The 25,052-nt window shown below is 71.8% G+C and carries 22 protein-coding genes; 10 read left to right on the top strand and 12 right to left on the bottom strand.

What is annotated here, in order from left to right; genetic code table 11:
• The first annotated feature begins 128 nt into the window (after positions 1 to 128).
• On the top strand, positions 129 to 1,004 hold the full coding sequence (locus L1857_RS28740; RefSeq protein ID WP_198958157.1) for an ADP-ribosylglycohydrolase family protein: 876 nt from the start codon (positions 129 to 131) through the stop codon (positions 1,002 to 1,004).
• Here L1857_RS28740 and L1857_RS28735 read toward each other — a convergent pair.
• From L1857_RS28735 to L1857_RS28725, 3 genes are read right to left on the bottom strand one after another with little or no spacing between them, the layout of a single operon-like run.
• Positions 940 to 1,788: an alpha/beta fold hydrolase gene (locus L1857_RS28735; protein WP_249466834.1), complete on the bottom strand. Its 849-nt coding sequence runs from the start codon at positions 1,786 to 1,788 to the stop codon at positions 940 to 942. The genes L1857_RS28740 and L1857_RS28735 overlap by 65 nt on opposite strands.
• Positions 1,785 to 2,936 carry a macrolide family glycosyltransferase gene (locus L1857_RS28730; protein WP_116110514.1) on the bottom strand — a complete coding sequence of 384 codons (1,152 nt, stop codon included), beginning with the start codon at positions 2,934 to 2,936 and terminating at the stop codon, positions 1,785 to 1,787. The genes L1857_RS28735 and L1857_RS28730 overlap by 4 nt, the downstream gene beginning before the upstream one ends.
• Entirely contained in the window at positions 2,933 to 3,823 is an 891-nt protein-coding gene (locus L1857_RS28725; protein ID WP_249466833.1) for an alpha/beta fold hydrolase, read from the bottom strand. The genes L1857_RS28730 and L1857_RS28725 overlap by 4 nt, the downstream gene beginning before the upstream one ends.
• Positions 3,824 to 4,071: 248 nt before the next feature.
• Here L1857_RS28725 and L1857_RS28720 point away from each other — a divergent pair, with 248 nt between their 5' ends.
• Both L1857_RS28720 and L1857_RS35485 read left to right on the top strand, forming a co-directional pair.
• Positions 4,072 to 4,326: a helix-turn-helix domain-containing protein gene (locus L1857_RS28720; protein ID WP_205413227.1), complete on the top strand. Its 255-nt coding sequence runs from the start codon at positions 4,072 to 4,074 to the stop codon at positions 4,324 to 4,326.
• Positions 4,327 to 4,398: 72 nt separating this feature from the next.
• Entirely contained in the window at positions 4,399 to 4,527 is a 129-nt protein-coding gene (locus tag L1857_RS35485) for a hypothetical protein (protein ID WP_275895898.1), read from the top strand.
• Positions 4,528 to 4,624: 97 nt separating this feature from the next.
• Here L1857_RS35485 and L1857_RS28715 read toward each other — a convergent pair whose 3' ends face one another.
• From L1857_RS28715 to L1857_RS28705, 3 genes are read right to left on the bottom strand one after another with little or no spacing between them, the layout of a single operon-like run.
• Positions 4,625 to 5,443: a carbohydrate ABC transporter permease gene (locus L1857_RS28715; RefSeq protein WP_116110541.1), complete on the bottom strand. Its 819-nt coding sequence runs from the start codon at positions 5,441 to 5,443 to the stop codon at positions 4,625 to 4,627.
• On the bottom strand, positions 5,443 to 6,375 hold the full coding sequence (locus L1857_RS28710) for a carbohydrate ABC transporter permease (protein WP_240323166.1): 933 nt from the start codon (positions 6,373 to 6,375) through the stop codon (positions 5,443 to 5,445). The genes L1857_RS28715 and L1857_RS28710 overlap by 1 nt, the downstream gene beginning before the upstream one ends.
• Entirely contained in the window at positions 6,372 to 7,658 is a 1,287-nt protein-coding gene (locus tag L1857_RS28705; RefSeq protein ID WP_094004290.1) for an extracellular solute-binding protein, read from the bottom strand. Before L1857_RS28705 ends, L1857_RS28710 begins: the two co-directional genes overlap by 4 nt.
• Positions 7,659 to 7,851: 193 nt before the next feature.
• On the opposite strand from L1857_RS28705, the gene L1857_RS28700 reads away from it, so the two are divergent.
• A complete protein-coding gene (locus L1857_RS28700; protein WP_429728426.1) occupies positions 7,852 to 8,838 on the top strand; it encodes a LacI family DNA-binding transcriptional regulator in 987 nt (328 codons plus the stop codon).
• On the top strand, positions 8,835 to 11,147 hold the full coding sequence (locus tag L1857_RS28695) for a beta-xylosidase/alpha-l-arabinosidase (RefSeq protein WP_116110511.1): 2,313 nt from the start codon (positions 8,835 to 8,837) through the stop codon (positions 11,145 to 11,147). The genes L1857_RS28700 and L1857_RS28695 overlap by 4 nt, the downstream gene beginning before the upstream one ends.
• Here L1857_RS28695 and L1857_RS28690 read toward each other — a convergent pair.
• Both L1857_RS28690 and L1857_RS28685 read right to left on the bottom strand, forming a co-directional pair.
• On the bottom strand, positions 11,114 to 11,770 hold the full coding sequence (locus L1857_RS28690; protein ID WP_116110510.1) for a response regulator: 657 nt from the start codon (positions 11,768 to 11,770) through the stop codon (positions 11,114 to 11,116). The two genes, L1857_RS28695 and L1857_RS28690, sit on opposite strands and share 34 nt — an antisense overlap.
• Positions 11,767 to 12,564: a sensor histidine kinase gene (locus L1857_RS28685; RefSeq protein ID WP_249466830.1), complete on the bottom strand. Its 798-nt coding sequence runs from the start codon at positions 12,562 to 12,564 to the stop codon at positions 11,767 to 11,769. The genes L1857_RS28690 and L1857_RS28685 overlap by 4 nt, the downstream gene beginning before the upstream one ends.
• 120 nt (positions 12,565 to 12,684) lie before the next feature.
• Here L1857_RS28685 and L1857_RS28680 point away from each other — a divergent pair, with 120 nt between their 5' ends.
• Genes L1857_RS28680 through L1857_RS28670 form a run of 3 tightly spaced genes read left to right on the top strand, consistent with a single transcriptional unit; the run spans position 12,685 to position 15,688 of the window.
• A complete protein-coding gene (locus tag L1857_RS28680; protein ID WP_116110508.1) occupies positions 12,685 to 13,392 on the top strand; it encodes an ABC transporter ATP-binding protein in 708 nt (235 codons plus the stop codon).
• Positions 13,389 to 15,299 carry an ABC transporter permease gene (locus L1857_RS28675; RefSeq protein WP_249466826.1) on the top strand — a complete coding sequence of 637 codons (1,911 nt, stop codon included), beginning with the start codon at positions 13,389 to 13,391 and terminating at the stop codon, positions 15,297 to 15,299. The genes L1857_RS28680 and L1857_RS28675 overlap by 4 nt, the downstream gene beginning before the upstream one ends.
• Positions 15,272 to 15,688 (top strand): FtsX-like permease family protein, encoded by a 417-nt coding sequence (locus tag L1857_RS28670; RefSeq protein ID WP_249466823.1) that lies wholly within the window; start codon positions 15,272 to 15,274, stop codon positions 15,686 to 15,688. The genes L1857_RS28675 and L1857_RS28670 overlap by 28 nt, the downstream gene beginning before the upstream one ends.
• A 4-nt stretch (positions 15,689 to 15,692) precedes the next feature.
• Here the strand turns inward: L1857_RS28670 and L1857_RS28665 are convergent, their stop codons facing one another.
• The 4 genes from L1857_RS28665 to L1857_RS28650 form a co-directional block, all read right to left on the bottom strand.
• Positions 15,693 to 16,871, bottom strand: coding sequence for an aminotransferase class V-fold PLP-dependent enzyme (locus L1857_RS28665; RefSeq protein ID WP_162831035.1), 1,179 nt, complete (start codon positions 16,869 to 16,871; stop codon positions 15,693 to 15,695).
• A 5-nt stretch (positions 16,872 to 16,876) separates the two neighbouring features.
• Complete coding sequence (locus L1857_RS28660) at positions 16,877 to 17,794, bottom strand: asparaginase (RefSeq protein ID WP_116110539.1); 918 nt, start codon at positions 17,792 to 17,794, stop codon at positions 16,877 to 16,879.
• Between the two features lie 56 nt (positions 17,795 to 17,850).
• Entirely contained in the window at positions 17,851 to 18,606 is a 756-nt protein-coding gene (locus tag L1857_RS28655) for an SDR family oxidoreductase (RefSeq protein WP_094004299.1), read from the bottom strand.
• Positions 18,607 to 18,675: 69 nt separating this feature from the next.
• Entirely contained in the window at positions 18,676 to 19,248 is a 573-nt protein-coding gene (locus L1857_RS28650) for a TetR/AcrR family transcriptional regulator (RefSeq protein WP_116110506.1), read from the bottom strand.
• 138 nt (positions 19,249 to 19,386) lie between these two features.
• Between L1857_RS28650 and dnaE the strand changes: the two genes are divergently transcribed.
• Positions 19,387 to 22,977 carry a DNA polymerase III subunit alpha gene (gene dnaE / locus L1857_RS28645; RefSeq protein ID WP_094004301.1) on the top strand — a complete coding sequence of 1,197 codons (3,591 nt, stop codon included), beginning with the start codon at positions 19,387 to 19,389 and terminating at the stop codon, positions 22,975 to 22,977.
• Between the two features lie 364 nt (positions 22,978 to 23,341).
• Positions 23,342 to 24,742 carry an MFS transporter gene (locus L1857_RS28640; protein ID WP_249467498.1) on the top strand — a complete coding sequence of 467 codons (1,401 nt, stop codon included), beginning with the start codon at positions 23,342 to 23,344 and terminating at the stop codon, positions 24,740 to 24,742.
• Positions 24,743 to 25,052: the final 310 nt, after the last annotated feature.

The following is a 25,052-nucleotide window of genomic DNA, read 5'->3' as shown; positions in this document are numbered from 1 at the left end:
GTCAGGCGACGGGATGACCACCCAGCTGCTTTTGGTTGCTCCGCTGCCGCGGCCGGTGAGATCGTGGCGGGGTGAGGGAACGTGCGCTCGCGGCCCTGGCGGGCCTTGCCATCGGGGATGCGCTCGGCATGCCCACCGAAGGGTTGTCCCCGGCCGAGATCGTGCCCGTCACCGGCTTCGCGGCGGCCCGGGGGTTGCCGGCCGGTGGGGTCACCGACGACACGCAGCAGGCGGTGATCGTCGCGCGGTTGTTGATCGATGGGGATGGGCGGATCGATCCGCACCGGCTCGCGGATGCGCTCCTGGCGTGGGAGCGCGACCTGCGCAGCCGCGGCATCCGGGGGCTGCTCGGGCCCTCCACGCGCGCCGCGCTCAACGCCGTCGCCGCGGGGGCCTCCCTCGAAGAGGCCGGCAAGCACGGCACCACGAACGGCGCGGCCATGCGCATCGCCCCCGTCGGGATCGCCACTCCGGCCGACCTCGGCCGGCTCGTCGACAGCGTGGTCGAGGCCAGCTGGGTCACCCACAACACCGGCGTCGCCCTGGCGGGGGCGGCCGCGGTCGCCGCGGCGGTCAGCGCGGGGATCGACGGCGCGAGCCTGCCCGAGGCCATCGACTTCGCCGTCGCGGCCGCGGAACTGGCCGCCCAGCGGGGGAACTGGGTCGCGGCCGGGGACGTCGCCGCCCGGATTCGGTGGTCCCGCACCATGCCCGCCGCCGACATCCCGGCCCTGATCGGCACCAGCGTCGCCACCCAGGAATCGGTGCCCGCCGCGTTCGCGGTCCTGCACCACGCCGAAGACCCGTGGCACGCCTGCCGCACCGCCGCGAGCCTCGGCGGGGACACCGACACCATCGCCGCCATGGCCGGCGCGATCGCGGGCGCCTGCACCGGAGCGGACGCGTTCCCCGAGGACGCCGTCCGCACGGTCACCGAGGTCAACGACCTCCCGCTGCCGGAACTGGCCGACGGTCTGCTGAAACTGCGCGCCAGAACCGGATGAGCGCCTCGGCCGTCTCCTGTGGACGGTCCAGCTGCACGCAGTGCCCCGCGCCGTCGATGCCGACCGCGTCCCGGCCGAAGCGGCGAGCCAGGCGCTGGTACTCCTCGTGCGAGCCGGTGAACTCGTCGTCCATGCCGTGCACGAACAGCAACGGCACCCCGGACCCGGCCAGCTCACCGACCCCCGCCCGCGGACCGCACAACAGCCGCGGGAACCCGATGAGGTGACCGGTGCGGGTGGTCGACAACCGGGTGGTCATCAGGTCCAGCCGGTCCGGCTCGGCACGGGCCCAGTGGTCGATCAAGCCACGCAAGCCCGCGGCCCCCTCGGTGGCCACCGCGTCGGCGCACCAGGTGAGGAACGCGGTCTCCTTGTCCGAACCGGACAGCAAGCTGCCCAGCGGCGCGAAACTGCGCACTACCCGCGGCGCGGCGACGACCGCGGCGTGCGCGACCGCGGCGCCCGCGCAGTGCGCCACCACGTGCGCCGGCTCGCCCTCGCCGACCTCGCCGATCACCGCCAGCAGGTCCTGCGCCATGCCCGGCAGCGTGTAGGCGCTCGGGTCGTCGGGGCCCGGGCTCTCGTGCTGGCCGTGGTGGTCGACCGCCCACGCCGCGTACCCCGCGGCGGCCAGCAGCGGCAACAGCGGCGCGAAGTCCTCTTTGGACCCCAGATACCCGCCCACCAGCACCACCGGCTCCCCGGACCCGGCCCGGTGCGCGGCGAACCGGCCGCGGTCGGTCTCCAGCACGACGCTCCGCACCGGGCTTTCCAGCGTGGTCACAGCGCGGCTCCGTCCCGGATCGCGGTCTTCTCGATGACGTCCGCGGCCTCCACCGCCCCGCCGCACGCCCGCACGATCTCCCGCATACCCCGCACGTTCGCCGCGATCCCCGCGTCGGACGACACCCGCAGCACCGCGTTGTGCAGCGCCTGCGCCGACACCTCCGCGCGGTTGAGCGTCACGCCCAGGCCCAGCTCGGTCAGCCGGGCCGCGTTCAGCCGCTGCTCGGCCATCTGCGGGACCGCGACCATCGGCACGCCGTGGTGCAGGGCCTCCAGCAGGCTGCCCATCCCGGCGTGCGTGACGAACGCCGACGCGGCGGCCAGCACGTCCAGCTGCGGCACCATCGGAGCGACCTCGACACCGTCCGGAACCGGCCCGAGCGCCGCCGGATCGACGTGCCGCCCGATCGCCATCACGGTGTGCCACCCCAGGCCCGCGGCCATGTCGAGGCACGCGCGGAAGAACCCGGGCTGGTCGGTGAAGCACGAGCCGAGCGAGATCAGCAGCACCGGTTTGCCCACCGGAGGGCGCCAGGACCCCTGGAACGACCGGTCGCCCAGCGCGGGACCGGCGAAGGTGTGCTCCGGCCCGAGCAGTTCCGGCGAGATCTGGAACGCCCGCGGCACGAACACCACCTTCGGGTCGTCCATCGCCTGGAACTCCTCGACCGAACAGCCGAGCCCCTGGTCGTCGAGGAACCGCTGGAACCGCTGGTACACCGGCAGCTCCGACACGCTCGTCACGCCGAACGCGATGCGCTCCCAGCCGGGGAACAACGCGTGCGTCGGCGAGAGCTGCACCATCGGCACGCCCAGCTTGCGCGCCAGGACCTTGCCCGCGAACGCGACGAAGTCGTAGGCGATCACGTCCGGAAGATCATCGAGCGTTTCCAGCACGGGGAGTGCCGCCTGGGCGTCCCGGTGGTACATCTCCACGCCCGCCATCAGGTCCTCCGGCGGCGGGCCGCCGTCCCGGACGTCCGGCAGCACCACCGGTTCCGCCCCGGCCGCGCGCACCTGCGGGACGAAGTCCGCGCCGACCGCGTAGCTCACCCGCCAGCCACGGGACACCAGCTCGGACACCACGGCGAGCGTGGGGTTGACGTGCCCGTGGTCGGCGACGTTGACGAACAGGACGTGCTTCACCGCGCCACCCCGCAGACGACGTGCTCGACCGGGGTGCAGTAGGGCAGGCCGGACAACGGTTCCCCGGCGAAGAACCGCAGCGCGAGGTCCACGACCTCGGCCGGCCGTTCCAGGTGCACGAGGTGGTCGGCGCCGTGGATCGCGGTGAACCTGGCGTCGGCGCACCTCGCCGCGGCCTCCCGGCTCAGCCGCGGGGTGGTCAGCGGATCGTGCTCGCCTGTCGTGACCAGCACGGGGACGGGCAGGACGCGGCCGTCGTCGCCGGGGTGGTCCAGCAGCCGCCGCGTGTTGTCCAGGTACTTGGCGATGTCGGCGTCGGTCATCGCGCCCACCAGGCCGGTCAGGCACCGGCGGACCGCGGCCTGCCGCCGCACGCCCGGCTCGCGGCTCAGCATCAGGTCCAGCACCTCGGCGGTGAACTCCGCGTGCCTGCCCTGTTCGGCCAGCTCGACGCTGCGGGCGATGCGGGTGCGCAACCGGCCGGTCACGTGCGTCATCGTGCCCACCAGCAGTAGCCGGCGCACCCGTTCCGGACGCAGCTGCGCCCACCGGTGCGCGACACCGCTGCCGTAGGAGGCGCCGACCACGTGCACCGGCTCGGGTGCGACGTGGCCGAGGAGGTGGTTCAGCGCGCCGGCGAGGAAATCCACGCCGTACTCGGGCGGCAGCCGGTCCGCCGCGCCCCAGCCGGGGAGGTCGACGGTGATCACGTCGGCGTGCCGGAGCAGGTCGCGTTCCACCCGGCCCCACGCGTCCTTGTGCTGGAACGCGCCGCCCACCAGGACGATCGGCGCGAGTCTGCCGCCCCCGCGCACGATGCGGCCCGCGTACTCGAATCCGCCGAACGTGAGCGGGACGGTTTCCTGCCGGATGGTCGTTGCCGTCACAAGCGATCTTCCTCGGGTGGTCGGTTTCGGGTCCGCCACGTAATCACGTCGTGGCGATCGGGCGCGCCACGGAAACTCCATCGAGCCAACTTGACCACTCGCGCGTGTGACCGTCACGCAAGAGGGCTTCCACCATGCGGAAGGCCGGTTGTATCAGCGGCGGCACACGATCAAGGATGGAACCGACGGAGTCAGCGCCGCCCCCCGAGGGAGCCGCCGTGGACAGGGCCTTGCGGAGACCGACTCCCATGACGGCGGCGGGGCGGTTGCTCGACGCGTTCACCCCGGGCCGCAGCCTGCTGACGTTGAGCAAGATCAGCCGCCGCGCCGGGCTTTCCCTGACCACCGCGCACCGGCTCGCCGGGGAGCTGATGAACTGGGGCGCCCACGAACGCGACGACGACGGCCGCTACCGCATCGGGCTGCACCTGCTGGAGCTGGCCGCGCTCGTGCCGCGCGGGCTGGAGCTGCGTGAGCTGGCCCAGCCGTTCCTGAGCAGCTGACGCCGGAGGCGGTGGCGTTCGCGGCACCGATCCGCGGCCAGGGCGACGAGGTGGTCGCCACGCTGGGGACTGGTGGTGCACCTCGACGAGTGCGAGCCGCGGGCCGTGGTGCCGGTGATGACCGCCGCGGCGCGCGGGATCTCGCGAACGCTGGGCGCGCCGTCGGCGGCGGATGTGCGGGGCGTGGTGCGCGGGCGGTGATCCACCGGGGCGCCTCGAACGCCGCGTCCGCTCCCTCGACGACCGCACCGAGGCGCACCTCGTCGCGTTTCCCGGCGAGCGGGAGTTCGCGGCGGCCTCACTTCCCGAAACCCGCCGTCAGGCCGCTGACCAGCTGCCGCCGCCCGAGCACGTACAGCGCCAGCACCGGCAGCGTCGAGAGCACGACCGCCGCCAGCACCGCCGGGATGTTCACCCGGAACTGCCCCTGGAACGACCACAGCGCGAGCGGCAGCACCCGCTGGTCCGGGCTCTGCGTGAGGATCAGCGGGAACAGGAACCCGTTCCACACGTTGAGCCCGTCGTACACCGCGACCGTCACCACGGCCGGCCGGATCATCGGCAGCACCAGGCTGAACAGCATCCGCCAGTCCCCGGCCCCGTCCACCCGCATCGACTCGAACAGCTCGTTCGGCACGTCCCGCAGGAAGTTCGCCAGGATGATCACCGACAGCGGGATCGCGAACGCCACCGACGGCAGGATGATCGCCAGCAGCGTGTCGTACAGCTGCGCCCGCGTGATCAGGTAGTACACCGGGATGATCGTCGCCTGGATGGGGATCGCCAGGCCCAGCAGGTAGCCGCGGTAGGTGAACCGCGAGAACCACGTCGTGCCGCGCACCACGTAGTAGGCGGCCATCAACGCCACCGCGACGGCGATCGCGACCGTCGCCAGCGTCACCACCACGCTGTTGGCGAAGTACCGCCAGAAGTTGTTGCGCAGCACCAGCTCGTACGCGCTCAGCGTCGGCGGAGCGGGCAGCGACAACGGGTTCGCGTCGTAGAACCCGCGCTGGTTGCGCAGGCTCGTCACCACCACGTAGTACACCGGCACCAGCACGATCGCCAGCCAGGCGAAACCGGCCAGGCCACCCAGGTAGTTCGGACGGGTCCGCATCACGCACCCTCCAGCTGGCTGCCGCGGCGGAAACTCGACAGCTTCGACAACCCCAGCGCCAGCGCGAGCCCGGCGACCACCAGCAGGACGGCCAGCGTGCTCGCCCGCCCCATGTCGTTGCCGGAGAACCCGGACAGGTACATGTCCAGCGGCAGCATCCGCGTCGCGTCGCCGGGGCCGCCGCCGGTCAGCACGAACACGAGGTCGAAGTAGGTCAGCGAGCCGACCAGCATCATCGTCGACGACGTGATGATCGTGTAGCGCAGCTGCGGCAGCGTGATGTGGAAGAACTGCCGCACCCGCCCGGCGCCGTCCAGCTCGGCCGCCTCGTACAGCGACCTCGGGATCTGCCGCACCCCGCCCTGGTAGAGCAGCGTGTGGAACGGCACGAACTGCCAGGCGATCACGAAGACCACCACGTACAGCGCCAGCGTCGGGCTGCCGAGCCAGTCCTGCGACAGGAAGTCCAGGCCGAACGCCCTGCTGGCGCCGAAGTTCGGGTCCAGCAGCGCCTTGAACGCGATCGCGATGGCCGCCGCGGACAGCAGCATCGGCAGGAAGTACAGCACGCCGAGCACCGCGCGGTACCGGCCGCGTCCGGCGATCAGCACCCCCAGCAGCAGCGAGATCGGCGTCTGCACCAGCCAGCTGACCACCATCACCTGCACCGACAGCCAGATCGCGTGGTAGGTCACCGGATCGGCGAGGGCCGCCGCCCAGTTCGCCAGGCCGGCCCACGACGGGTCGCCGATGCCGTCCCACTCCATGAAGCTCAGCACCGCGACCCCGCCCAGCGGCACGATCGCGAACACCGCGAAGAACGCCAGCGCCGGCACCGCCATCAGCGGGCTCGGGCCGGTGTGCAGCCGGCCCCGGCCGGGCGCCGGCGTGCGTGCCGGCGCCCGGTCCCGCCGTTCGAGCACGGTGCTCATCGCCCGATCGTCGCGTTCATGTTGGCGGAGAACTGTTCCGGCGTGATCTGCTTGAGGAACAGCTGCTCCAGGTTGGTCAGCAGCGCGTCGGCCTGGCCCGGGGACAGCGCCTGGTCCCAGGACAGCTGGAAGTTCGGCGCCTTGCTCGCCATTTCGTACACATAGGACAGGTACTGCGGGTCCTCGGTCTTCGCGAGCTTGTCCTCGATGCCGGTGAGCGGCGGCACCGATCCGCCGGCGAGCAGCGAGTCGACGTAGGAGTCGTTCATCAGGTCCTCGCGCAGGTACCGCAGCGCCGCCTGCTTCTGCTCCTCGCTCGCGGTGGCCGAGACGGACCAGTAGTTGGCCGGGTTGCCGACGATGTTCGCCGGATCGCCCTTGCCGCCGGGCACGGTGGGGAAGGTCGTCCAGCCGAGCTTGCCGCCTGCGATGAACTCGGGGTCGGCCTGCTTGATGGTGGGGAAGGCCCAGGAGCCCATCAGGTACATCGCGGCCTTGCCGGTGAACAGCAGCGCGGTGTCGGCGTTGCTGTCGGTCGCGATGGAGTTGAAGCCGCGGACGAAGCCGCCGGCGTCGACCAGCTGCTGGATCATCGTGTTGGCGCGGATGATCGCCGGATCCGACCAGGCGCCCGGCTTGTTCGCGGCGATGTTGTCGAACACCTCGGGTCCGCCGATGCGGTCGACGAGGTACTCCTCCCACATCAGCTGCGGCCACTTGCTCTGCCCGCCCAGCGCGAACGGCGCGATGCCGGCCGCGGTGAAGCGTGGCACCAGGGCCATCAGGTCGTCCCACGTCTTCGGCGGTTGCGCGCCGATGGAGTCGAACAGTTCCTTGTTGTAGAACAACACGACCGGCTGCATGCCGTTGTTCGGCACGGCGTAGGTCTTGCCGTCGATCACCCCGGTGCGGGCGACCGAGGGCAGGAAGCGGTTCACGAACGCCGGGTCGTTCGCGGCCTCACCGGACAGGTCCATGATCTTGCCGGAGTCCACCCAGGACTTCAGCAGGCCGCCGCTCCAGCTGAAGACCAGGGTCGGAGCCTCGTTCGCGCCGATCGCGGTGCGGATCTTCTGCTTGTAGGCGTCGTTGCCGAAGTACTGCGCGTCGATGCCGGAGGATTCGAAGGACGTCCGGAACGTCTGTTCGTCACCGCCGGTCAGCGCCCACGCGGTGGCGCCGTTGCCGCCGGCGGGGCCGCTGGAGCCGCACGCGGTGGTGAGGGAGAGAACCGCGGCCAGCCCGGCCGCGATCACGGCGGTGCGCCGCTTGACCAGTGTCATGATGCGCCTTCCCCATCGAAGGTCCGAAAGTTTTCGGAAACACTCTGGTATGTGTCGGAAGATATGCCGCCGGTACCGGGGCGTCAAGAGCTGTTTCGCCAAGGAAAATAGCGTTATAGTCGCCTGAAACTTTTCGGCAACAACCTGGTTGGAGGGTGCGGTGCCTGCCGGTTCCCAGCGCGCGACGCTCGCGATGGTCGCGGAAGCCGCCGGGGTTTCGCTGCCGACGGTGTCCAAGGTGCTCAACGGCCGCGGCGACGTGGCCGCGGCGACCCGGCAGCGGGTTCAGGACGTGCTCAGGGAACTGGGCTACGTGCCGCAGTCCGGGCGGCGCACGGTCGGCCCGGCGCGCGTGGTGGACCTGGTGTTCGACGACCTGGTCAGCCCGTACTCGCTCGAGGTGCTGCGCGGGGTCACCGAGGCGGGCGCCGAGACCGGGGTGGACGTCGTGGTCGGGCGGCTGCCCGAGGAGGGGGACGACGACTGGGCGCGGCGCCTGCGCCTGGCCGGGCGCGAGGGGCTGATCGTGGTCACCTCCGAGCTGACCCGCGCCCAGGTCGAGGGTTTCGACCGGGCCGGGTTGCCGCTCGTGGTGATCGACCCGCTGAACCTGCCGCGCGTCGAGGTGACCAGCGTCGGCGCGACCAACTGGAACGGCGGGGTGTCGGCCACCGAGCACCTGCTGGGGCTGGGCCACCGCCGCATCGCCTACGCGGGCGGGCCGGTGCAGGCCTCGTGCAGCCAGGCCCGCCAGCACGGCTACCGCGCGGCGCTGGAGAACGCCGGTGTCACCGTCGATCCGCGGCTGATCCTGCACGGCGCCTTCGGCTACCCGGACGGCCTGGAGATGGGCGGCCGGCTGCTCGACCTGCCGGAACCGCCGACCGCCGTGTTCGCCGGCAGCGACGCGACCGCGCTGGGCGTGATGGAGGCCGCGCGGCGGCGGGGCCTGCGCGTGCCCGAGGACCTGTCCGTGGTCGGGTTCGACGACACCATGCTCGCCGAGCTGGCCACGCCCGCGCTGACCACCGTGCGGCAGCCGCTGCAGGACATGGGCCGCGTCGCGTTGCGCACCCTGATGCGCCTGGCCGCGGGCGAAACCCTCGACTCACACCACGTGGAGCTGGCCACCAACCTGGTGGTGCGCGATTCGACGACGAACCTGCGAGGAGCACCATGACGGAACCGATCTGGCGGAACAGCGCGCTGCCCGCCGCCGCCCGAGCCGAGGCGCTGCTGGCGGAGATGACCCTCGAGGAGAAGGTGGCGCAGCTGGGCAGCGCGTGGCCGGGCAACGAGCAGCTGAACGGCAACGTCGCGCCGATGCAGGACGTGTTCGCGCGCGGCGGGGTGCCGTTCGAACAGGCGCGGGAGAACGGCATCGGGCACCTGACGCGGGTGTTCGGCACGGCGCCGGTCAGCGCGGCCGAAGGCGCGGCGCGGGTCGAGGCGCTGCAGCGGGAGATCGTCGAGGAGACCCGGCTGGGCATCCCGGCGATCGTGCACGAGGAATGCCTGACCGGCTTCACCACCTACGGCGCCACGGTCTACCCGGCGGCGCTGGCGTGGGCGGCGACGTTCGACCCGGAGCTGGTCGAGCGGATGGCGTCGGCGATCGCCGACGACATGCGCAACTGCGGGGTGCACCAGGGGCTCTCCCCGGTGCTGGACGTCGTGCGGGACTACCGGTGGGGCCGGGTCGAGGAAACCCTGGGCGAGGACCCGTACCTGGTCGGCACGCTGGGCGCGGCATACGTGCGGGGCTTGGAGCGCAACGGCATCATCGCCACGCTCAAGCACTTCGCCGGGTACTCGGCGTCACGCGCGGCCCGCAACCACGCGCCGGTGTCGATCGGCCCGCGGGAGCTGCGGGACGTGATCCTGCCGCCGTTCGAGATGGCGATCCGCGAGGGCGGGGCGCGGTCGGTGATGAACGCCTACGTCGACCTCGACGGGGTGCCCGCCGCGGCGAACGTGCCGCTGCTGACCGGGATCCTGCGGGACGAGTGGGGTTTCGAGGGTGTGGTGGTGTCCGACTACTGGGCCATCGCGTTCCTGGGCAGCATGCACCGGGTCGCCGACAGCACCGGCCAGGCCGGGGCGCTCGCGCTGGCCGCGGGCATCGACGTGGAGCTGCCCGACACCCTCTGCTACGGCAAGGAACTCGTCGAGCTGGTGCGCTCCGGCGAGGTGCCGGAGTCCCTTGTGGACCGTGCGGCCGGGCGGCTGCTGCGGCAGAAGGCCGAGCTGGGCCTGCTCGACGCGGACTGGGCGCCGCGGGCGCGTCCGGTGGACCTGGACTCGCCGCGCAACCGGGCGATCGCGCGGGAGCTGGCGGAGAAGTCGGTGGTGCTGCTGTCCAACGACGGCGAGTTGCCGTTGCGCGCGAAGCGGATCGCCGTGGTCGGCCCGTGCGCGGACGATCCGCTCGCGTTCATGGGCTGCTACTCCTACCCGAACCACGTGCTGCCGCGGTATCCCGGGCACGGCATCGGGGTGGCGGCGCCGTCGCTGCTGGAGTCGCTGCGCGCGGAACTGCCGGACGCAGTGATCACCTCGGCGGCCGGCTGCCCGATCCGCGACGAGGACCGGTCCGGTTTCGCCGAAGCAGTGGAAGCCGCGCGGGACGCCGACGTGTGCATCGCGGTCGTCGGCGACCGGGCGGGCCTGTTCGGCGAGGGCACCTCCGGCGAGGGCTGCGACGCGCCGGACCTGCGGCTGCCCGGCGTGCAGGACGAGCTGCTGACCGAACTGCTCGCGACCGGCACGCCGGTGGTGGTGGTCGTGGTGTCCGGGCGGCCGTACGCGCTGGGAAACCACACGGGGGCGGCGGCCCTGGTGCAGGCGTTCATGCCCGGCGAGGAGGGCGGCCCCGCGCTGGCGGCTGTCCTGTCCGGACGGACGAACTTCGGCGGACGGCTCCCGGTGCAGGTGCCGCGGGTGGCCGGCGCGCAGCCGAGCACCTACCTGCAGCCGCCGCTGGGCGGCAACAGCGAGGGCATCAGCAACCTCGACCCGAGCCCGCTGTTCCCGTTCGGGCACGGCCTGTCCTACACCACGTTCGAGTACTCCGATCTGGCGGTGAGCACCCGCGAGGTGCCCACCGACGGCGAGGTCGAGGTCTCGGTGCGGGTGCGCAACACCGGTGACCGCGCCGGGGACGAGGTGGTGCAGCTGTACGTGCGCGACGTGCTGGCGCAGGTGACCCGCCCGGTGCGGCAGCTGGCCGGGTTCGCGCGGATCACCCTGGCGGCCGGGGAGAGCCGGACCGTGGTGTTCCGGCTGCACGCCGACCGGCTCGCGTTCACCGGCCTGGACCTGCGCCGGATCGTCGAACCGGGCACGATCGAGGTCTTCGCCGGCCGCTCGGCGGGTGACCTGCCCTGCCACGCCACGTTCGAGCTGACCGGCCCGGTGCGCGAGGCCGGGCCCGACCGCGTGCTGACCACCCCGGTTCACTCGCCGGGTGACACGAGCCCGGTCTCGTAGGCGAGGACGACGGCCTGGGCGCGGTCCCGCAACGCCAGCTTGGCGAAGATGCGGGCCACGTGCGTCTTGACCGTCGCCTCGCTGAGCGTCAGCTCCGCGGCGATCTCGGCGTTCGACCGGCCCCGCGCGACGAGGGTGAGGACCTGGAGTTCGCGCGGGGTCAGGACGGCCAGGTCGCGGTGCAGCGCCGGGCGCGGTTGCCCCGCGGCGAAGCGCTCCACCAGCCGCCGGGTGATCGACGGCGCCAGCAGCGCGTCGCCGGAGCCGACCAGGCGCACCGCGGCCACCAGGTGCTCGGGGGTGACGTCCTTGAGCAGGAAGCCGCTGGCCCCGGCGGCGAGCGCGTCGTAGACGTAGCGGTCGAGGTCGAACGTGGTCAGCATGAGCACCCGGCAGCCGGGGGAGCGGGCCAGGATGCGGCGGGTCGCCTCCAGGCCGTCCATCGCCGGCATGCGGATGTCCATGAGCACGACGTCGGGGTCCAGGTCGCGGACGGTGGCGACGGCTTCCGCGCCGTCCGCCGCCTCGCCGACCACGTCGATGCCGCCGGAGGCGAGGATCATCCGGAAGCCGGTGCGCACCAGCGCCTGGTCGTCGGCGATCACCACGCGCGGTTCGGTCACGGCCGTTCCAGCGGGATCTTCGCCCGCACCCGGAACCCGCCGCCGAGGCGCCGCCGGGCGTCCAGGTCGCCGCCGAAGACCGCCACGCGCTGCCGCAGCCCGAGCAGACCGCGTCCCTCCTCGGTCTCGCCCGGCCACGCCGGCGCGTCCCCGGTCAGCACGCTGGGGCCGCTGTTGAGCACCTCGACCCGCAGGTAGCGGTCGGCGTAGCGCACGGTCACCTCGGCCTGCCGCCCGTCGCCGTGCTTGAGTGCGTTGGTGAGCGCCTCCTGGATGATCCGGTACGCCGTCAGGTCCACGCCCGAGGGCAGCGGCCGCGGTTCCCCGGACACGCGGACCTCCACCGGCAGCCCGGCGAACGCGATGCGGTCGATGAGCGGGCTGAGCCTGCTCAGGCTCGGCTGCGGGGACAGGTCGGCGTGCTCGTCCCCGTCGGCGGGTGGTGCGAGCACGCCGAGCAGGGTCCGCAGCTCGGTCATCGTGTCCCGGCCCGCCGCCTCGACCGCTTCCAGCGCCGTCGCGGCCTGCCCGGGTTCGGTCGCGAGCACCCGGCGCGCGGCCCCGGTCTGCACCACCATGACGCTCACGTTGTGGCTGACGATGTCGTGCAGCTCCCGCGCGATCCGGGCCCGTTCGGCGTCCACCGCGCTGCGTGCCGCGCTTTCCCGTTCGCGCTCCAGCAGCCAGCCGCGTTCCTCCAGTGCTCTGGCGAACGCCCGCCGCGCGCGGGCGAGCCGGACCGCGAGCACCGCGGCCACCAGGCACGCCACCGCCGCGACAACCAGTTCCACCACGGGGCAACTCTTCCAGGACAGCGCGCGATCCGCATCCACCTCCGGACTACATCCCCGGGATGACCCGCGCGGCGGGTTACCTCCCCGGGCCGATGCCCGCACCGGGCCGCGGCCCGCAGGATGGCCGCTGTGACCAGAGATGACGGCGCGGTCGTGCGGCTGACCGCCGTGCGCAAGGAATACAGCGACTCGGTTGCCCTGGACGGGATCTCCCTGGAGATCCACGCCGGGGAGGCGGTCGCGGTGATGGGACCCTCCGGCAGCGGCAAGTCCACGCTGCTGAACCTGGTGGCCGGGCTGGACCGCCCGACCTCCGGCACGGTGGTCGTGCACGGCGAGGACCTGGGGAAGCTGAACGAGACCGGGCTGGCGCTGTTCCGCCGCCGCCGGATCGGCATGATCTTCCAGTTCTTCAACCTGCTCGACGACCTGCCCGCGCTGGACAACGTGGCGCTGGCCGCGCAGCTCACCGGCACCCCGGCGGGCCAGGCACGCAAGCGTGCGCTCGAACTGCTCGGCGAACTGGGCATCGCCGGACGGCGCAACGTCTACCCGGCCCGCCTCAGCGGCGGTGAGCGGCAGCGCGTCGCGGTCGCGCGGGCCCTGATGAACCGGCCCGCGCTGCTGCTGGCCGACGAGCCGACCGGCGCGCTGGACAGCCGCGCCGGCGAGCAGGTGATGGACCTGCTGCTCGACCTCAACCAGATCGGGCAGACGCTGCTGCTGGTGACCCACGACGAGCGGCTCGCCACCCGCTGCGCGAGCCGCGTGGTCGAGGTCGTCGACGGCCGGGTCGCGCGCGAGACCGGTGTGGAGCGGACCCCGTGAGCGCGGTGTGGCGGGTCGCGCGGGCCGCGGTCGGGCGGCGCCGGTTGCAGACCACCGTGATCGGCCTGGTGGTCACGATCTCCACGGCGACGATCGTGCTCGCGCTCGGGTTGCTGGTGTCCTCGTCGGCTCCCTTCGACCGGGCGCACGCACGGCAGAGCGGCGCCGACCTGGTCGCCGTGTTCGACCGCGCCCAGGTGACCGACGAGGAGCTGACGCGGGCCGGCGCCCGGGCCGACGCGGTGGCCGGGCCGTTCGCCCAGCTCACCCTCGACACCTCGCAGAGCACGCAGTTCGTCGGCCCGGCCCTGACCACGGTGGGCCGCGCCGACCCCGGCGGCCCGGTCGACCGGGTGGACGTCTGGGACGGCCGGTGGGCCACCACACCGGGCGAGATCGTCCTCAACCTGGCCCCCGGCACGACCCTGGTGCCCCTCGGTTCGCGGATCGAGGTCCCCGGGCAGCCCGTCCTGACCGTCGTCGGGTTCGCCCACACGGTGAGCGCGTCCGCCGACGCGTGGGTCACCCCCGAGCAGGCCGCGGCGCTGCGGCCGACCGCCACCCAGATGCTCTACCGGTTCGCCCCGGACGCGACCGCGGAGGACGTCGCCGCGGGGCAGGCCGCCGTGACGGCCGGGCTGCCGCCCGGGGCACTCCTGGGTGCGCAGTCCTCCCTCACGGTGCGGCAGCAGCTCGTCGCCGAGGTCGGGGTGTACGTGCCGTTCCTGGTCGTCTTCGGGGTCCTCGGGCTGGTGGTGGCGGTGCTGATCGTCGCCAACGTGGTCGGCGGCGCGGTCGTGGCCGGGTTCCGCGACATCGGGATGCTCAAGGCGCTCGGCTTCACCCCGAACCAGGTGATGGCGGTCTACCTGGTGATGGTCACCGTCCCGTCCGCGGCCGGGTGCGTGCTGGGCACGGTGCTCGGCAACCTGGTCGCGCGGCCGCTGCTGGCCGACGCGTTCCAGGTCTTCGGCGCGGGCGCGGCGGGCATCGACCCGTGGGTGACCGTGGTGGCGTTGCTGGGCCTGCCCGCCGTGGTCGTCCTGGCCGCGCTCCTGTCCGCGCTGCGGGCCCGCCGGTTGCCCGCGGCCTTGGCGATCAGCGCGGGCAGCGCACCCCGGCCCGGCCGCGCGCTGGTGGTCCAGCGGTGGCTGTCCGGCCTGCGGCTGCCGCGGTCGGTGAGCCTCGGCCTCGGGGTGCCGTTGGCCCGCCCGGCGCGCAGCGGGCTGACGCTGGCCGCGGTCGTCATCGGGGTCACCACCGTGACGCTCGCGATCGGCGTGACGTTGTCGGTGAACGCCTACAACGCGGCGATGCGTCCGTCCTATCCGGACCGGATCGAGGTGCTGGCAGGCGGGCCGGCGCCCGGCGGCGCGGTCACGCCGGCGCTGAGCGACGCCGAGGACGAGGCCCTGCTGCGCTCGGCCCCCGGTGCGCGGCGGGTGGCGGCGGTGGCCGCCAAGAACGTCAACGTGGTCGGCGGGCAGCAGACCGCGCGGGCCGAGTTCTTCCGCGGTGACTCCGCCGCCCTCGCCCCGCGGCTCGCGAGCGGGCACTGGCCGGCGGGACCCGGGCAGGTGGCGGTCCCGTCGAGGTTCCTGCACCAGCGCGGGCTCGCGACCGGTGACACCGTCACCGTGGAACTCGCCGGGCAGCGCGCCGCGATGCGGATCGTCGGCGTGGTGCTGGTCAACAACGCCGACACGATCTTCGCCGACTGGACGGCCCTGGCGCTGCTCGACCCGGATGCACGAGCCGACACCTACCGGGTCGAACTCGCGCCCGGCACGGACCAGGAGGCGTACCGGGCCGCCGTCGCGGACGGCGACCCGGGCCTGGTGGTGCTGCCCCGCGCGACGGGACGTCGAGCCAGGCCCAGGTGCTCGTCGGCTCCGCCACGCTGCTGACGCTGGTGCTGGGGGCCGTCGCCGCGCTCGGCGTGTTCAACACCGTCGTCCTCGACGCCCGGGAACGCCGCCGCGACCTCGGCATGCTGAAGTCGATCGGCATGACACCCCGCCAGGTCACGGTGATGATGGTGACCTCGATGGGCGCTCTGGGCCTCGTCGGCGGCCTCGTCGGCGTGCCGCTCGGGATCCTCGCGCACCGGGTGGTCGCCCCCGCGATGATGCGCGCGGCCCAGTCCGACGTGTTCGGCTTCGTCGTGGACGTCTACCGCGTGCCGACGGCGGCCGGGCTGGTGCTGGCCGGCATCGTCATCGCGGTGGCCGGGGCCGTCATCCCGGCGCGGGGCGCCGCACGGACGCCCATCGCCGCCGTCCTGCGCAGCGAGTGACCGGCTACGCGAGCCGCTCCACGGTTTCGGTCAGCGCGCGCAGTTCGTCCTCGGTGTTGTAGTAGTGCACCGAAGCCCGCACCATGGCGGGCAGGTTCCGCACCTCCTGGTCGTACTGGTAGGAGGTGGGGCGCGTGATCGAGGTGTTGATCTTCGCCGCGGCCAGCCGCTGCTGGACCTCCGCGGCCTCGGTCCCGGCGACGCTGAAGGTGACGATCCCGCACTTGCGCTTGCCCTGGTCGTGCACCGTGACCCCGGCGATCTGGGACAGGTCCGCCCGCAGCCGGGCGGCCAGCGCGGTCACCCGTTCCTCGATGGCCGGGAGCCCGACCCGCCGCGCGTAGTCGACGGCGGCACCGAGGCCGAGCACGAGGCCGTAGTTGCGTTCCCAGGTCTCGAAGCGGCGGCCGTCCGGCGCGATCTCGAACTCCTCCGGCGCGGTCCAGGTGGCCGAGTACAGGTCGAGCATCGCGGGCTCGAGCCGCTCCCGCAGCCGCGGGTGCGTGTAGAGGAAACCGGTGCCGCGCGGGCCGCGGACGTACTTGCGGCCGGTGGCGGACAGGGCGTCGCAGCGCAGGCGGCGCACGTCGAGGTCCAGCTGCCCGGCCGACTGGCACGCGTCGAGCAGGAACGGGATCCCGGCCCGCTCGGCGATCGCGCCGACCTCCTCGGCCGGGTTGACCAGGCCGCCCTGCGTCGGGACGTGCGTGATCGCGATGAGCTTGACGGTGTCGTCCAGCCGGCGCTCCAGGTCGGCGATGTCCAGCTGGCCGCTCTCGTCGTCCTCGACGACCTCGACCACCGCGCCGGTGCGGCGGGCGATCTGCAGGTAGGCGATGGCGTTGCTGGCGTACTCCGCACGGCCGGTCAGGATGCGGTCGCCCGGTGCGAAGCGGAACGCGTAGAAGACGGCCTGCCACGAGCGGGTCGCGCTGTCGGTCACCGAGATGTCGGCGGCGTCGGCACCGAGGAAGCGGGCGATGCCGTCGTAGACGCCCCGGATGCGGTCGGCGTGCGCGGCGGCGGTCTCGTAGCCGCCGCGCACCGACTCCTCCCGCAGGTAGTCGAGCACGGTGTCGGTGACCTGCCGCGGCGGCAGCGACGAACCGGCGTTGTTGAGGTGCACGACCGCGTCCGTGCCCGGGGTGTCGCGGCGGAGGCGGTCGACGTCTTCTTCGCGCAGTGTTGTCACAGCCCGACCATATTGGGCGCGTCCAGGCGGGGACAACGCTTTACCACGTCGTCCCAGTCGTACTCGGGCGCGACGCGGCGCAGGGCCGCCAGGGTCGCCGGCATGCGGCCGCGCTCGGAGCCGTCGGCGATCTTGACCGCGACCGTGGTGCAGTCCGGCAGGATCGCGATCTGCACGGCCTCGGCGCCGTCCTTGGCGATCAGCCCGGGCACGGCCGTCATGAGCTGGGTGACGTCCCGGTTCGGGCCGGCCAGCATCTCCGGGTGCTTGCGGATCGCCTCGGCCACGCGGTGCTCGGCCGTCCCGTGCGGCGCGGTGGCGACCCGCTGGACGGCCAGCGCCAGGCCGCGCAGGGAGATCGCGAACAGCGGCGCGCCGCACCCGTCCACGGCGGTGTGCGCGACCGGTTCCCCGGCCAGCTCGGCCACCGTCTCGGCGAGCTGCACCTGCAGCGGGTGCGCCGGGTCGAGGTAGTCGCCGGTGGACCAGCCGTTCAGCCTCGCGGTGGCGAGCATGGCCGAGTGCTTGCCCGAGCAGCAGTGCGCGAGCCGCCGGGGCGCCCGGCCCTCGGTGATCCACCGGTCGTGCAGGACGGGGTCGTGCGGGAGGTGCGCCGGGCACCGCAGGTCGTTCTCGGTGAGCCCGGCCCCGTCCAGGATCCGGGTCGCGCCGGCCAGGTGGAACTCCTCGGCGGAGTGGCTGGCGGCGGCCAGGGCGAGCAGGTCGGGCGGCAGGTCGAGACCGAGCCGCACCATGCCGGTGGCCTGCATGAGCTTCGCCGTCGACCGGGGGTAACCCGGCTGGTCGACGTCACCCCCGGCCTCCAGCACCTCGCCACCGGGGCCGAGGACGACCCGCGATCCGAAGTGGACACTTTCCACGAGCCCGTCGCGGACTACCTGAACCAGAGGGATCACCACGCCCCGAGGCTCGCCGCGCCGCTTCCACCCTGTCAAGCGGATGCTCGTCACTACACGGTCTTGATCACCCCGCCGTCGGCCAGGTAGTCGGCGCCGGTCAGGTTGCCCGACCGCGGCGAGGCGAGGAACGTCACCAGCGCGGCCGTCTCCTCGGGCTCGGTCAGCCTGCCGGTCGTGATGCCCATCGCGGCCGGTACGCCGGCCAGGTACTCGGCCAGCGGGACGCCCGCGGCGGCCGCCAGCTCACCCGCGTACCCGTCCGGGTCGGCCCAGTTGGCGGTCCGCGTCGGGCCCGGGCTGACCGTGAGCGCACGCAGGCCGCGCGAGCCGAACTCCTCCGCCAGCGCCTTCGTCAGGTTCGTCAGCGCCGCCTTGGCCGTGCCGTAGTCCACCGGCGGGAACGCCGCACGCGCGCCGATCGACGAGATGTTGATCACGACTCCACGCCGCCGCAGCAACCCGGGCAGCAGCGCCCGGGTCACCCGCACGGTGGCGAACAGGTTCAGCTCGAACGTCCGCTGCCACGCCTCGTCGTCGATGTCGAGGAAACCGCCGGCCCGCATGCTGGTCGTGGTCACCCCGCCGAGGTTGTTGACCAGGATGTCCACGTCCCCGGCGCGTTCGGCGAGCAGCGTCACCCCCTCGGGGGTGGTCAGGTCGGCCCGGACCGGGATGCCCTCGCTCACCGTGCGTGCCGCCGCGAACACGGTCACGCCCTCGGCGGCCAGCGCCCGGACGATCGCCAGCCCGATCCCCTTGCTCGCGCCGGTCACGACCGCCGTCTTGCCCTCCAGCTGCAGGTCCACGTGTTCTCTCTTTCTTGAACTAGAGTTACAAAATGAGCGCAGCGCACGGCGCGCCGCCAGCAGGTGGGTTCAGAGCGCGCGCAACGCCGTCTCGGCGAGGCCCGCCAGCCGTCGCGGGTCGGGGTCGGCCTTGGCCAGCACGCGGATGCCGTTGATGGTGGTGAGCAGGAACGCCGCGAGCGCGCCGGCGTCGGCGTCGGGATCGATGTCGCCCGCTCGCTGCCCCTCCTCGATGGTGCTGCGGAAGGCCGCCTCCTGCCGTTCGAAGGTGCGCCGCACCAGGTGGTTGACCACCTCGTCGGCCTCGCCGAACTCGACCGCGGCGTTGGCCATCATGCAGCCCCGCCGGTCTTCGCGGGCCGCCTCGACGACGAGTCCGACCGCCGCGCGCAGCCGCTCGCGGGCCGGCCCCGGCCCGTCCAGGATCTCGATCAGCCGGACGGTCTCCCGCTCGTAGTAGCGCCGCAGCGCCCGCTCGTAGAGGGCGTGCTTGCTGGTGAACGCGTTGTACAGGCTGCCGCGGCCGATGCCCAGCGCGTCGACCAGCTGCTGGGGTGTGGTGTCGCCGAACCCGTTCGCCCAGAAGACCTCCATCGCCCGGTCCACGGCCACGTCCACGTCGAAGGCCTTCGCTCTCGCCACGCCGCGACCGTAGCTCAAACTGGAACTAGAGGTCAAATAAACTTCGCTCGGCACGTCGGCGATTTTTTGTCGGTGCCGCGAGCTACGCTGATCCTCCAGGCCGGGAGTCAGCGCGCAACACAGGGGAGGTTCTTGCTGGTGTCGAACGATTCCTTCGTCCACCTGCACGTGCACACCGAGTACTCGATGCTCGACGGTGCGGCGAAGATCGCCCCGCTGTTCGCCGAGGCGAGTCGTCTCGGCATGCCCGCGGTCGGGATGACCGACCACGGCAACATGTACGGGGCGGACGAGTTCTACCAGCAGTCGCGCAAGGCCGGGCTGAAACCGATCATCGGGATCGAGGCCTACATCGCGCCGGAGTCGCGGTTCCACAAGAAGCCGGTGTTCTGGGGGCAGGCGTCGCAGCGGGGCTCGGACGAGTTCGGTGAGGGCGGCGACGTCTCCGGTGGTGGTGCCTACACCCACATGACGATGCTGGCGGAGAACGCGACGGGTCTGCGGAACCTGTTCAAGCTGTCGTCGCTGGCTTCGATGCAGGGGTACTACCGCAAGCCGCGGATGGACCGGGAGCTGATCGCGGAGAACGCCTCCGGCATCATCGCCACCACCGGCTGCCCGTCGGGTGAGGTGCAGACGCGGTTGCGGCTGGGTCAGAAGGCCGAGGCGATCCAGGCGGCCTCGGACTACAAGGACATCTTCGGGGCGGACAACTTCTTCCTGGAGCTGATGGACCACGGCCTGCCGATCGAGCGGTCGGTGCGGGAGGGGCTGCTGGAGATCGGCAAGCTGCTCGACCTCAAGCCGCTGGCCACCAACGACTCGCACTACGTCACCAAGGACCAGGCCGCCTCGCATTCGGCGTTGCTGTGCGTGCAGTCGGGCAAGACGCTCAACGACCCGAACCGGTTCAAGTTCGACGGCGACGGTTACTACCTGAAGTCGGCCGCGGAGATGCGCGAGTACTGGGACACCGAGGTGCCCGGCGCCGCCGACTCCACCCTGCTCATCGCCGAACGCGTCCAGTCCTACGAAGACGTCTACACCCACAAGGACCGCATGCCGGTCTTCGAGGTGCCCGAGGGCCACGACGAGGCGTCCTGGCTGCGCGCCGAGGTCGACCGCGGCCTGGCGTGGCGGTTCCCCGACGGCGCACCGGAGGGGTACCGCGAGCGGCTGGACATGGAGCTCGAGGTCATCATCGGCAAGGGCTTCCCGGCCTACTTCCTCGTCGTCGCCGACCTCATCAACTACGCCCGCAAGGTCGGCATCCGGGTCGGCCCGGGCCGTGGTTCGGCGGCGGGTTCGCTGGTCGCCTACGTCCTGGGCATCACGAACCTGGACCCGATCCCGCAGAAGCTGCTGTTCGAGCGGTTCCTCAACCCCGAGCGCGTGTCGATGCCCGACATCGACATCGACTTCGACGACCGCCGCCGCGGCGAGATGATCCGCTACGCCACCGAGAAGTACGGCGCGGACAAGGTCGCCCAGGTCATCACGTTCGGCACCATCAAGACCAAGGCGGCGATCAAGGACGCCGCCCGGGTCCACTTCGGTCAGCCGGGCTACGCGATCGCGGACAAGATCTCCAAGGCGCTGCCGCCGCCGATCATGGCCAAGGACATCCCGCTGTCGGGCATCGTGGACCCGCAGCACGAGCGCTACGGCGAGGCGGCCGAGGTCCGCACGCTGATCGAGACCGACGAAGAGGTCTCCACGATCTTCGACACCGCACGCGGGATCGAGGGCCTGATCCGCAACGCCGGCGTGCACGCCTGCGCGGTCATCATGTCCAGCGAGCCGCTGATGGACGCCATCCCGCTGTGGCAGCGCGACGACGGATCGATCATCACCGGATGGGACTACCCCTCCTGTGAGGCCATCGGCCTGTTGAAGATGGACTTCCTGGGCCTGCGCAACCTCACCGTCATCGGCGACGCGATCGACAACATCAAGGCCAACCGCGGCATCGAGATCGACCTGGACACCCTGGGCGTCGACGACCCGGAGACCTACAAGCTGCTCTCCCGCGGTGACACGCTCGGCGTGTTCCAGCTGGACGGTGGCCCGATGCGGGACCTGCTGCGCCGCATGCAGCCGACGGTGTTCGACGACATCGTCGCGGTCGGCGCGCTGTACCGGCCCGGTCCGATGGGCATGAACGCCCACAACGACTACGCCGACCGGAAGAACAACCGGCAGCAGGTCAAGCCGATCCACCCCCAGCTGGAAGAGCCCCTGAAGGAGATCCTGGCCGACACCTACGGCCTGATCGTCTACCAGGAGCAGATCATGCACATCGCGCAGAAGGTCGCCGGCTACTCGATGGGCCGAGCGGATGTGCTGCGCCGCGCGATGGGCAAGAAGAAGAAGGAGGTCCTCGACAAGGAGTTCGAGGGCTTCGCCGCGGGGATGAAGGCCAGCGACCTCGTTCCCGGCGGCTTCTCCGACGAGGCCATCCAGGCGCTGTGGGACACGATCCTCCCGTTCGCCGGGTACGCGTTCAACAAGAGCCACGCGGCCGCGTACGGCCTGGTGTCGTACTGGACGGCGTACCTCAAGGCGAACTTCACCGCGGAGTACATGGCGGCGTTGCTCACCTCGGTGGGTGACAACAAGGACAAGTCCGCGGTCTACCTGTCGGAGTGCCGCCGGCTCGGGATCAAGGTGCTGCCGCCGGACGTCAACGAGTCGGGCCAGCGCTTCGCCGCGGTCGGCAACGACATCCGCTTCGGCATGGGCGCGGTGCGCAACGTCGGCGCCAACGTCGTCGAATCGATCATCAAGACCCGTCAGGAGAAGGGCAAGTACACCTCCTTCACCGACTTCCTCGACAAGTCGGAGCTGGTGGCCTGCAACAAACGGGTCATCGAATCCCTGATCAAGGCCGGTGCGTTCGACTCGCTCGGCAACACCCGCCTGTCGATGATCCAGGTCCACGAGGACGCGGTCGACGCGGTCGTGCCGCTCAAGCGCCAGGAGGCGATGGGCCAGTTCGACCTGTTCGGGGCCTTCGGCGGAGACGGCGACGCGGCCGAAGCCGCACCGTCGTCGTCGCCGCTGGCGCACCTGAAGTTCGGCGACGAGGAATGGCCACGCAAGCAGTTGCTGGCTTACGAGCGGGAGATGCTGGGCCTGTACGTCTCGGCGCATCCGCTGGACGGCGCCGAGCGGATCCTGCGCAAGCACGCCCCGCGTCCGATCGCGGCGATCCTGGACAACCCGCCCAAGGAAGGTGAGCTGGTCATCTCCGGCCTGATCACCTCGCTGGAGCGGCGGGTCAACAAGAAGGGTGAACCCTGGGCCATCTGCACGGTGGAGGACATGGACGCCTCGCTGGAAGTCCTGTTCTTCCCCAAGGCCTACGCCATGTTCTCGGCGGACCTGATCGAGGACAACGCCGTCCTGGTCAAGGGCCGGGTCAACTGGCGCGAGGACAAGATGTCGGTGTTCGGCGGCGGCCTGGTACCACTGGACCTGTCCGAGATCGGCAACGGGGAGGACGAGCCCCCGCTCGTGCTGCGGTGCACCGCGGAACGCCTGGACAAGAGCGTGGTCGGCGAGCTGAAGTCGACGCTGCTCGCCCACCGCGGCGAAACACCCGTCCGGCTGAAGCTGGTGGGCAAACAACGCGAGACGACGTTCGCCCTCTACGACTACCCGGTCAAGGTCAGCTCCATGCTGATGGGCGAACTGAAGGGCATCCCCGGCATCACCGCAGGCACCTGACAGAACAACAACCCACCCAAACCGCCACTCGGCAACGCAAGCGGCCCCACCGCCCGAGCCACACCTCTCCCGCAACCCGATCCCCAGCGAAATCGGTTGCCGAGCAGCGGGGTCAAGGTACTCTTTCCAGCCTTGACGCCGCTTCTCGGCAACCGAACACTGAAAGACCGGGTTCGGGAGGGGCAGATCCGGGCGTAGCGAAGCGAAGCCGGCGCTTTCAGCCGCGTGCAGCGCAAACACCCGCGTAGCGGCTCCAAAGCGCGCGCCATCAGCAACCACAAGTCACCATGGACAGGTGACCCTCACCCGGCAACCGGACCCGCGCCGCTGGAAGGCCCTCGCCGTCAGTCTCACCGCGGGCTTCATGGGCCTGCTGGACGTCAGCATCGTCAACGTCGCCCTGCCCTCGATCCAGCGGGGCATCGGCGGGGACGCCGGCACCGCACAGTGGGTCGTTTCCGGGTACGCGCTCACCTTCGGCCTGGTCCTGGTCTCCGGTGGCCGTCTGGGTGATGCGCTGGGCAGGCGCCGGATGTTCCTCATCGCGCTGGCGGCGTTCGTCGCGATGAGCGCGTTCGCCGGGGCCGCGCCGACGGGTGAGGTGCTGGTGGTCGCGCGGCTGTTGCAGGGGTGCGCGGCCGGGATGCTCACGCCGCAGAACTCCGGTCTCATCCAGGACCTGTTCCAAGGTGCCGAGCGCGGCCGGGCGTTCGGCCTGTTCGGGTCGGTCGTGGGCATCTCTACGGCGGTCGGCCCGGTGCTGGGCGGACTCATCCTCGCCGTGTTCGGGGAGGAGCACGGCTGGCGCTGGGTGTTCTTCGTCAACGTGCCGATCGGCGCGCTCGCGTTCGTCCTGGCGCTGCGGTTGCTGCCGCCCGCGCGGGGCCGTCCCGCGCGGCTGCGCTCGGAGATCGACTTCCTCGGTGTGCTGCTGCTCGGGCTCGCCGTGTTGTGCGTGCTCCTGCCGCTGGTGGAGTCCGAACAGGACGGTCCGCGGCGGCTGTGGTGGCTGTTCCCGGTCGCGGCCGTGCTCGGGTTCGCGTTCGTCCGCTGGGAGCGACGCGTCGTGCGGCACGACCGCCCGCCGCTGATGGACGTCCGGTTGTTCACCGAAACCCCCGGCTACACGCCGGGTGCCGCGATCGGCGCGGTCTACTTCTGCGGGTTCGCCGGGATCTGGCTGGTGTTCGCGATGTTCTTCCAGCAGGGCCTGGGGTACACGCCGCTGGAGTCCGGGCTGGCGGTGACCCCGTTCGCGGTCGGCGCGGCGGTGTCCGCGGCCGTGGCCGGGCGTCTCGTCGCGCGGTGGGGCCGCCGTCTCACCGTCGCCGGCCTGTTCCTCGTCGCGCTGGGGCTGGGCGTCGTGGCGCTGCTGGCGTGGCTCGCGCCGGGGCAGGACCTCGGGCTGGTGGTCGCGTTGCCGCTGCTGGTCGCCGGGATCGGGGGTGGCATGGTGATTTCGCCCAACACGACCCTCACGCTGGAAAGCGTGCCGACGCGCATGGCCGGTGTCGCCGGGGGAGCGTTGCAGACCGGGCAGCGGATCGGCACGGCGATCGGCACCGCGGTGCTCGCGTCCGTGTTCCGGGCGGTCCTTCCCGCCTCGGACAACGACTTCCCGGCCGCGCTCGCCCTGTCGCTGCTGTGCGCCGTCGGGTTCGTCGTCGTCGCGCTGGCGCTCGCGATCGCGGAACTGCGGACCCGGCGAGCACGGGGCTCGAACGATCAACTACTCAGCGCCACAACTGCTGCTCCATACGAGTGAGAGTTCCCCGAAGGTGCTAGCTCTACGGAGAGCGACCGGGTAAACCTTGTCTAGCCTTCACGGTCCGGGTATCAGCTACGGACAGTGGCGAGATGGAGCGGGTCCCGGGGATGGGGACCGTGCTCCGGGCTCTCGAGATCGGACACTCAGGGTCACTCCGGCCGGTACCGTCGGCGTCCGCGGGGGACCGTACGGCGGTGAGAAGGCACCCACGCGGTGGGCCCGGACGAGGGGGAGCCGGGCCCACCCGCCAGGTGTGCCGTCCGATCGTGATCGGCTTCCCGATCCCCGCGCTCGTGGCGACCACGGT

The sequence above is a fragment of the Amycolatopsis thermalba genome (genome assembly GCF_023376025.1).
Classification (GTDB): domain Bacteria; phylum Actinomycetota; class Actinomycetes; order Mycobacteriales; family Pseudonocardiaceae; genus Amycolatopsis_E; species Amycolatopsis_E thermalba.
This window is presented reverse-complemented; position numbering and strand designations above follow the sequence as displayed.

Excerpts from the sequence above, each read along its gene's own strand:
- L1857_RS28640 (WP_249467498.1), top strand. The coding sequence starts at position 23,342 with ATGGGCCTGCTGGACGTCAGCATCGTCAACGTCGCCCTGCCCTCGATC.
- L1857_RS28710 (WP_240323166.1), bottom strand. The coding sequence starts at position 6,375 with ATGAGCACCGTGCTCGAACGGCGGGACCGGGCGCCGGCACGCACGCCG.
- L1857_RS28740 (WP_198958157.1), top strand. The coding sequence starts at position 129 with ATGCCCACCGAAGGGTTGTCCCCGGCCGAGATCGTGCCCGTCACCGGC.
- L1857_RS28680 (WP_116110508.1), top strand. The coding sequence starts at position 12,685 with ATGGCCGCTGTGACCAGAGATGACGGCGCGGTCGTGCGGCTGACCGCC.
- L1857_RS28695 (WP_116110511.1), top strand. The coding sequence starts at position 8,835 with ATGACGGAACCGATCTGGCGGAACAGCGCGCTGCCCGCCGCCGCCCGA.
- L1857_RS28720 (WP_205413227.1), top strand. The coding sequence starts at position 4,072 with ATGACGGCGGCGGGGCGGTTGCTCGACGCGTTCACCCCGGGCCGCAGC.
- L1857_RS28715 (WP_116110541.1), bottom strand. The coding sequence starts at position 5,443 with ATGCGGACCCGTCCGAACTACCTGGGTGGCCTGGCCGGTTTCGCCTGG.
- L1857_RS28700 (WP_429728426.1), top strand. The coding sequence starts at position 7,852 with ATGGTCGCGGAAGCCGCCGGGGTTTCGCTGCCGACGGTGTCCAAGGTG.
- L1857_RS28705 (WP_094004290.1), bottom strand. The coding sequence starts at position 7,658 with ATGACACTGGTCAAGCGGCGCACCGCCGTGATCGCGGCCGGGCTGGCC.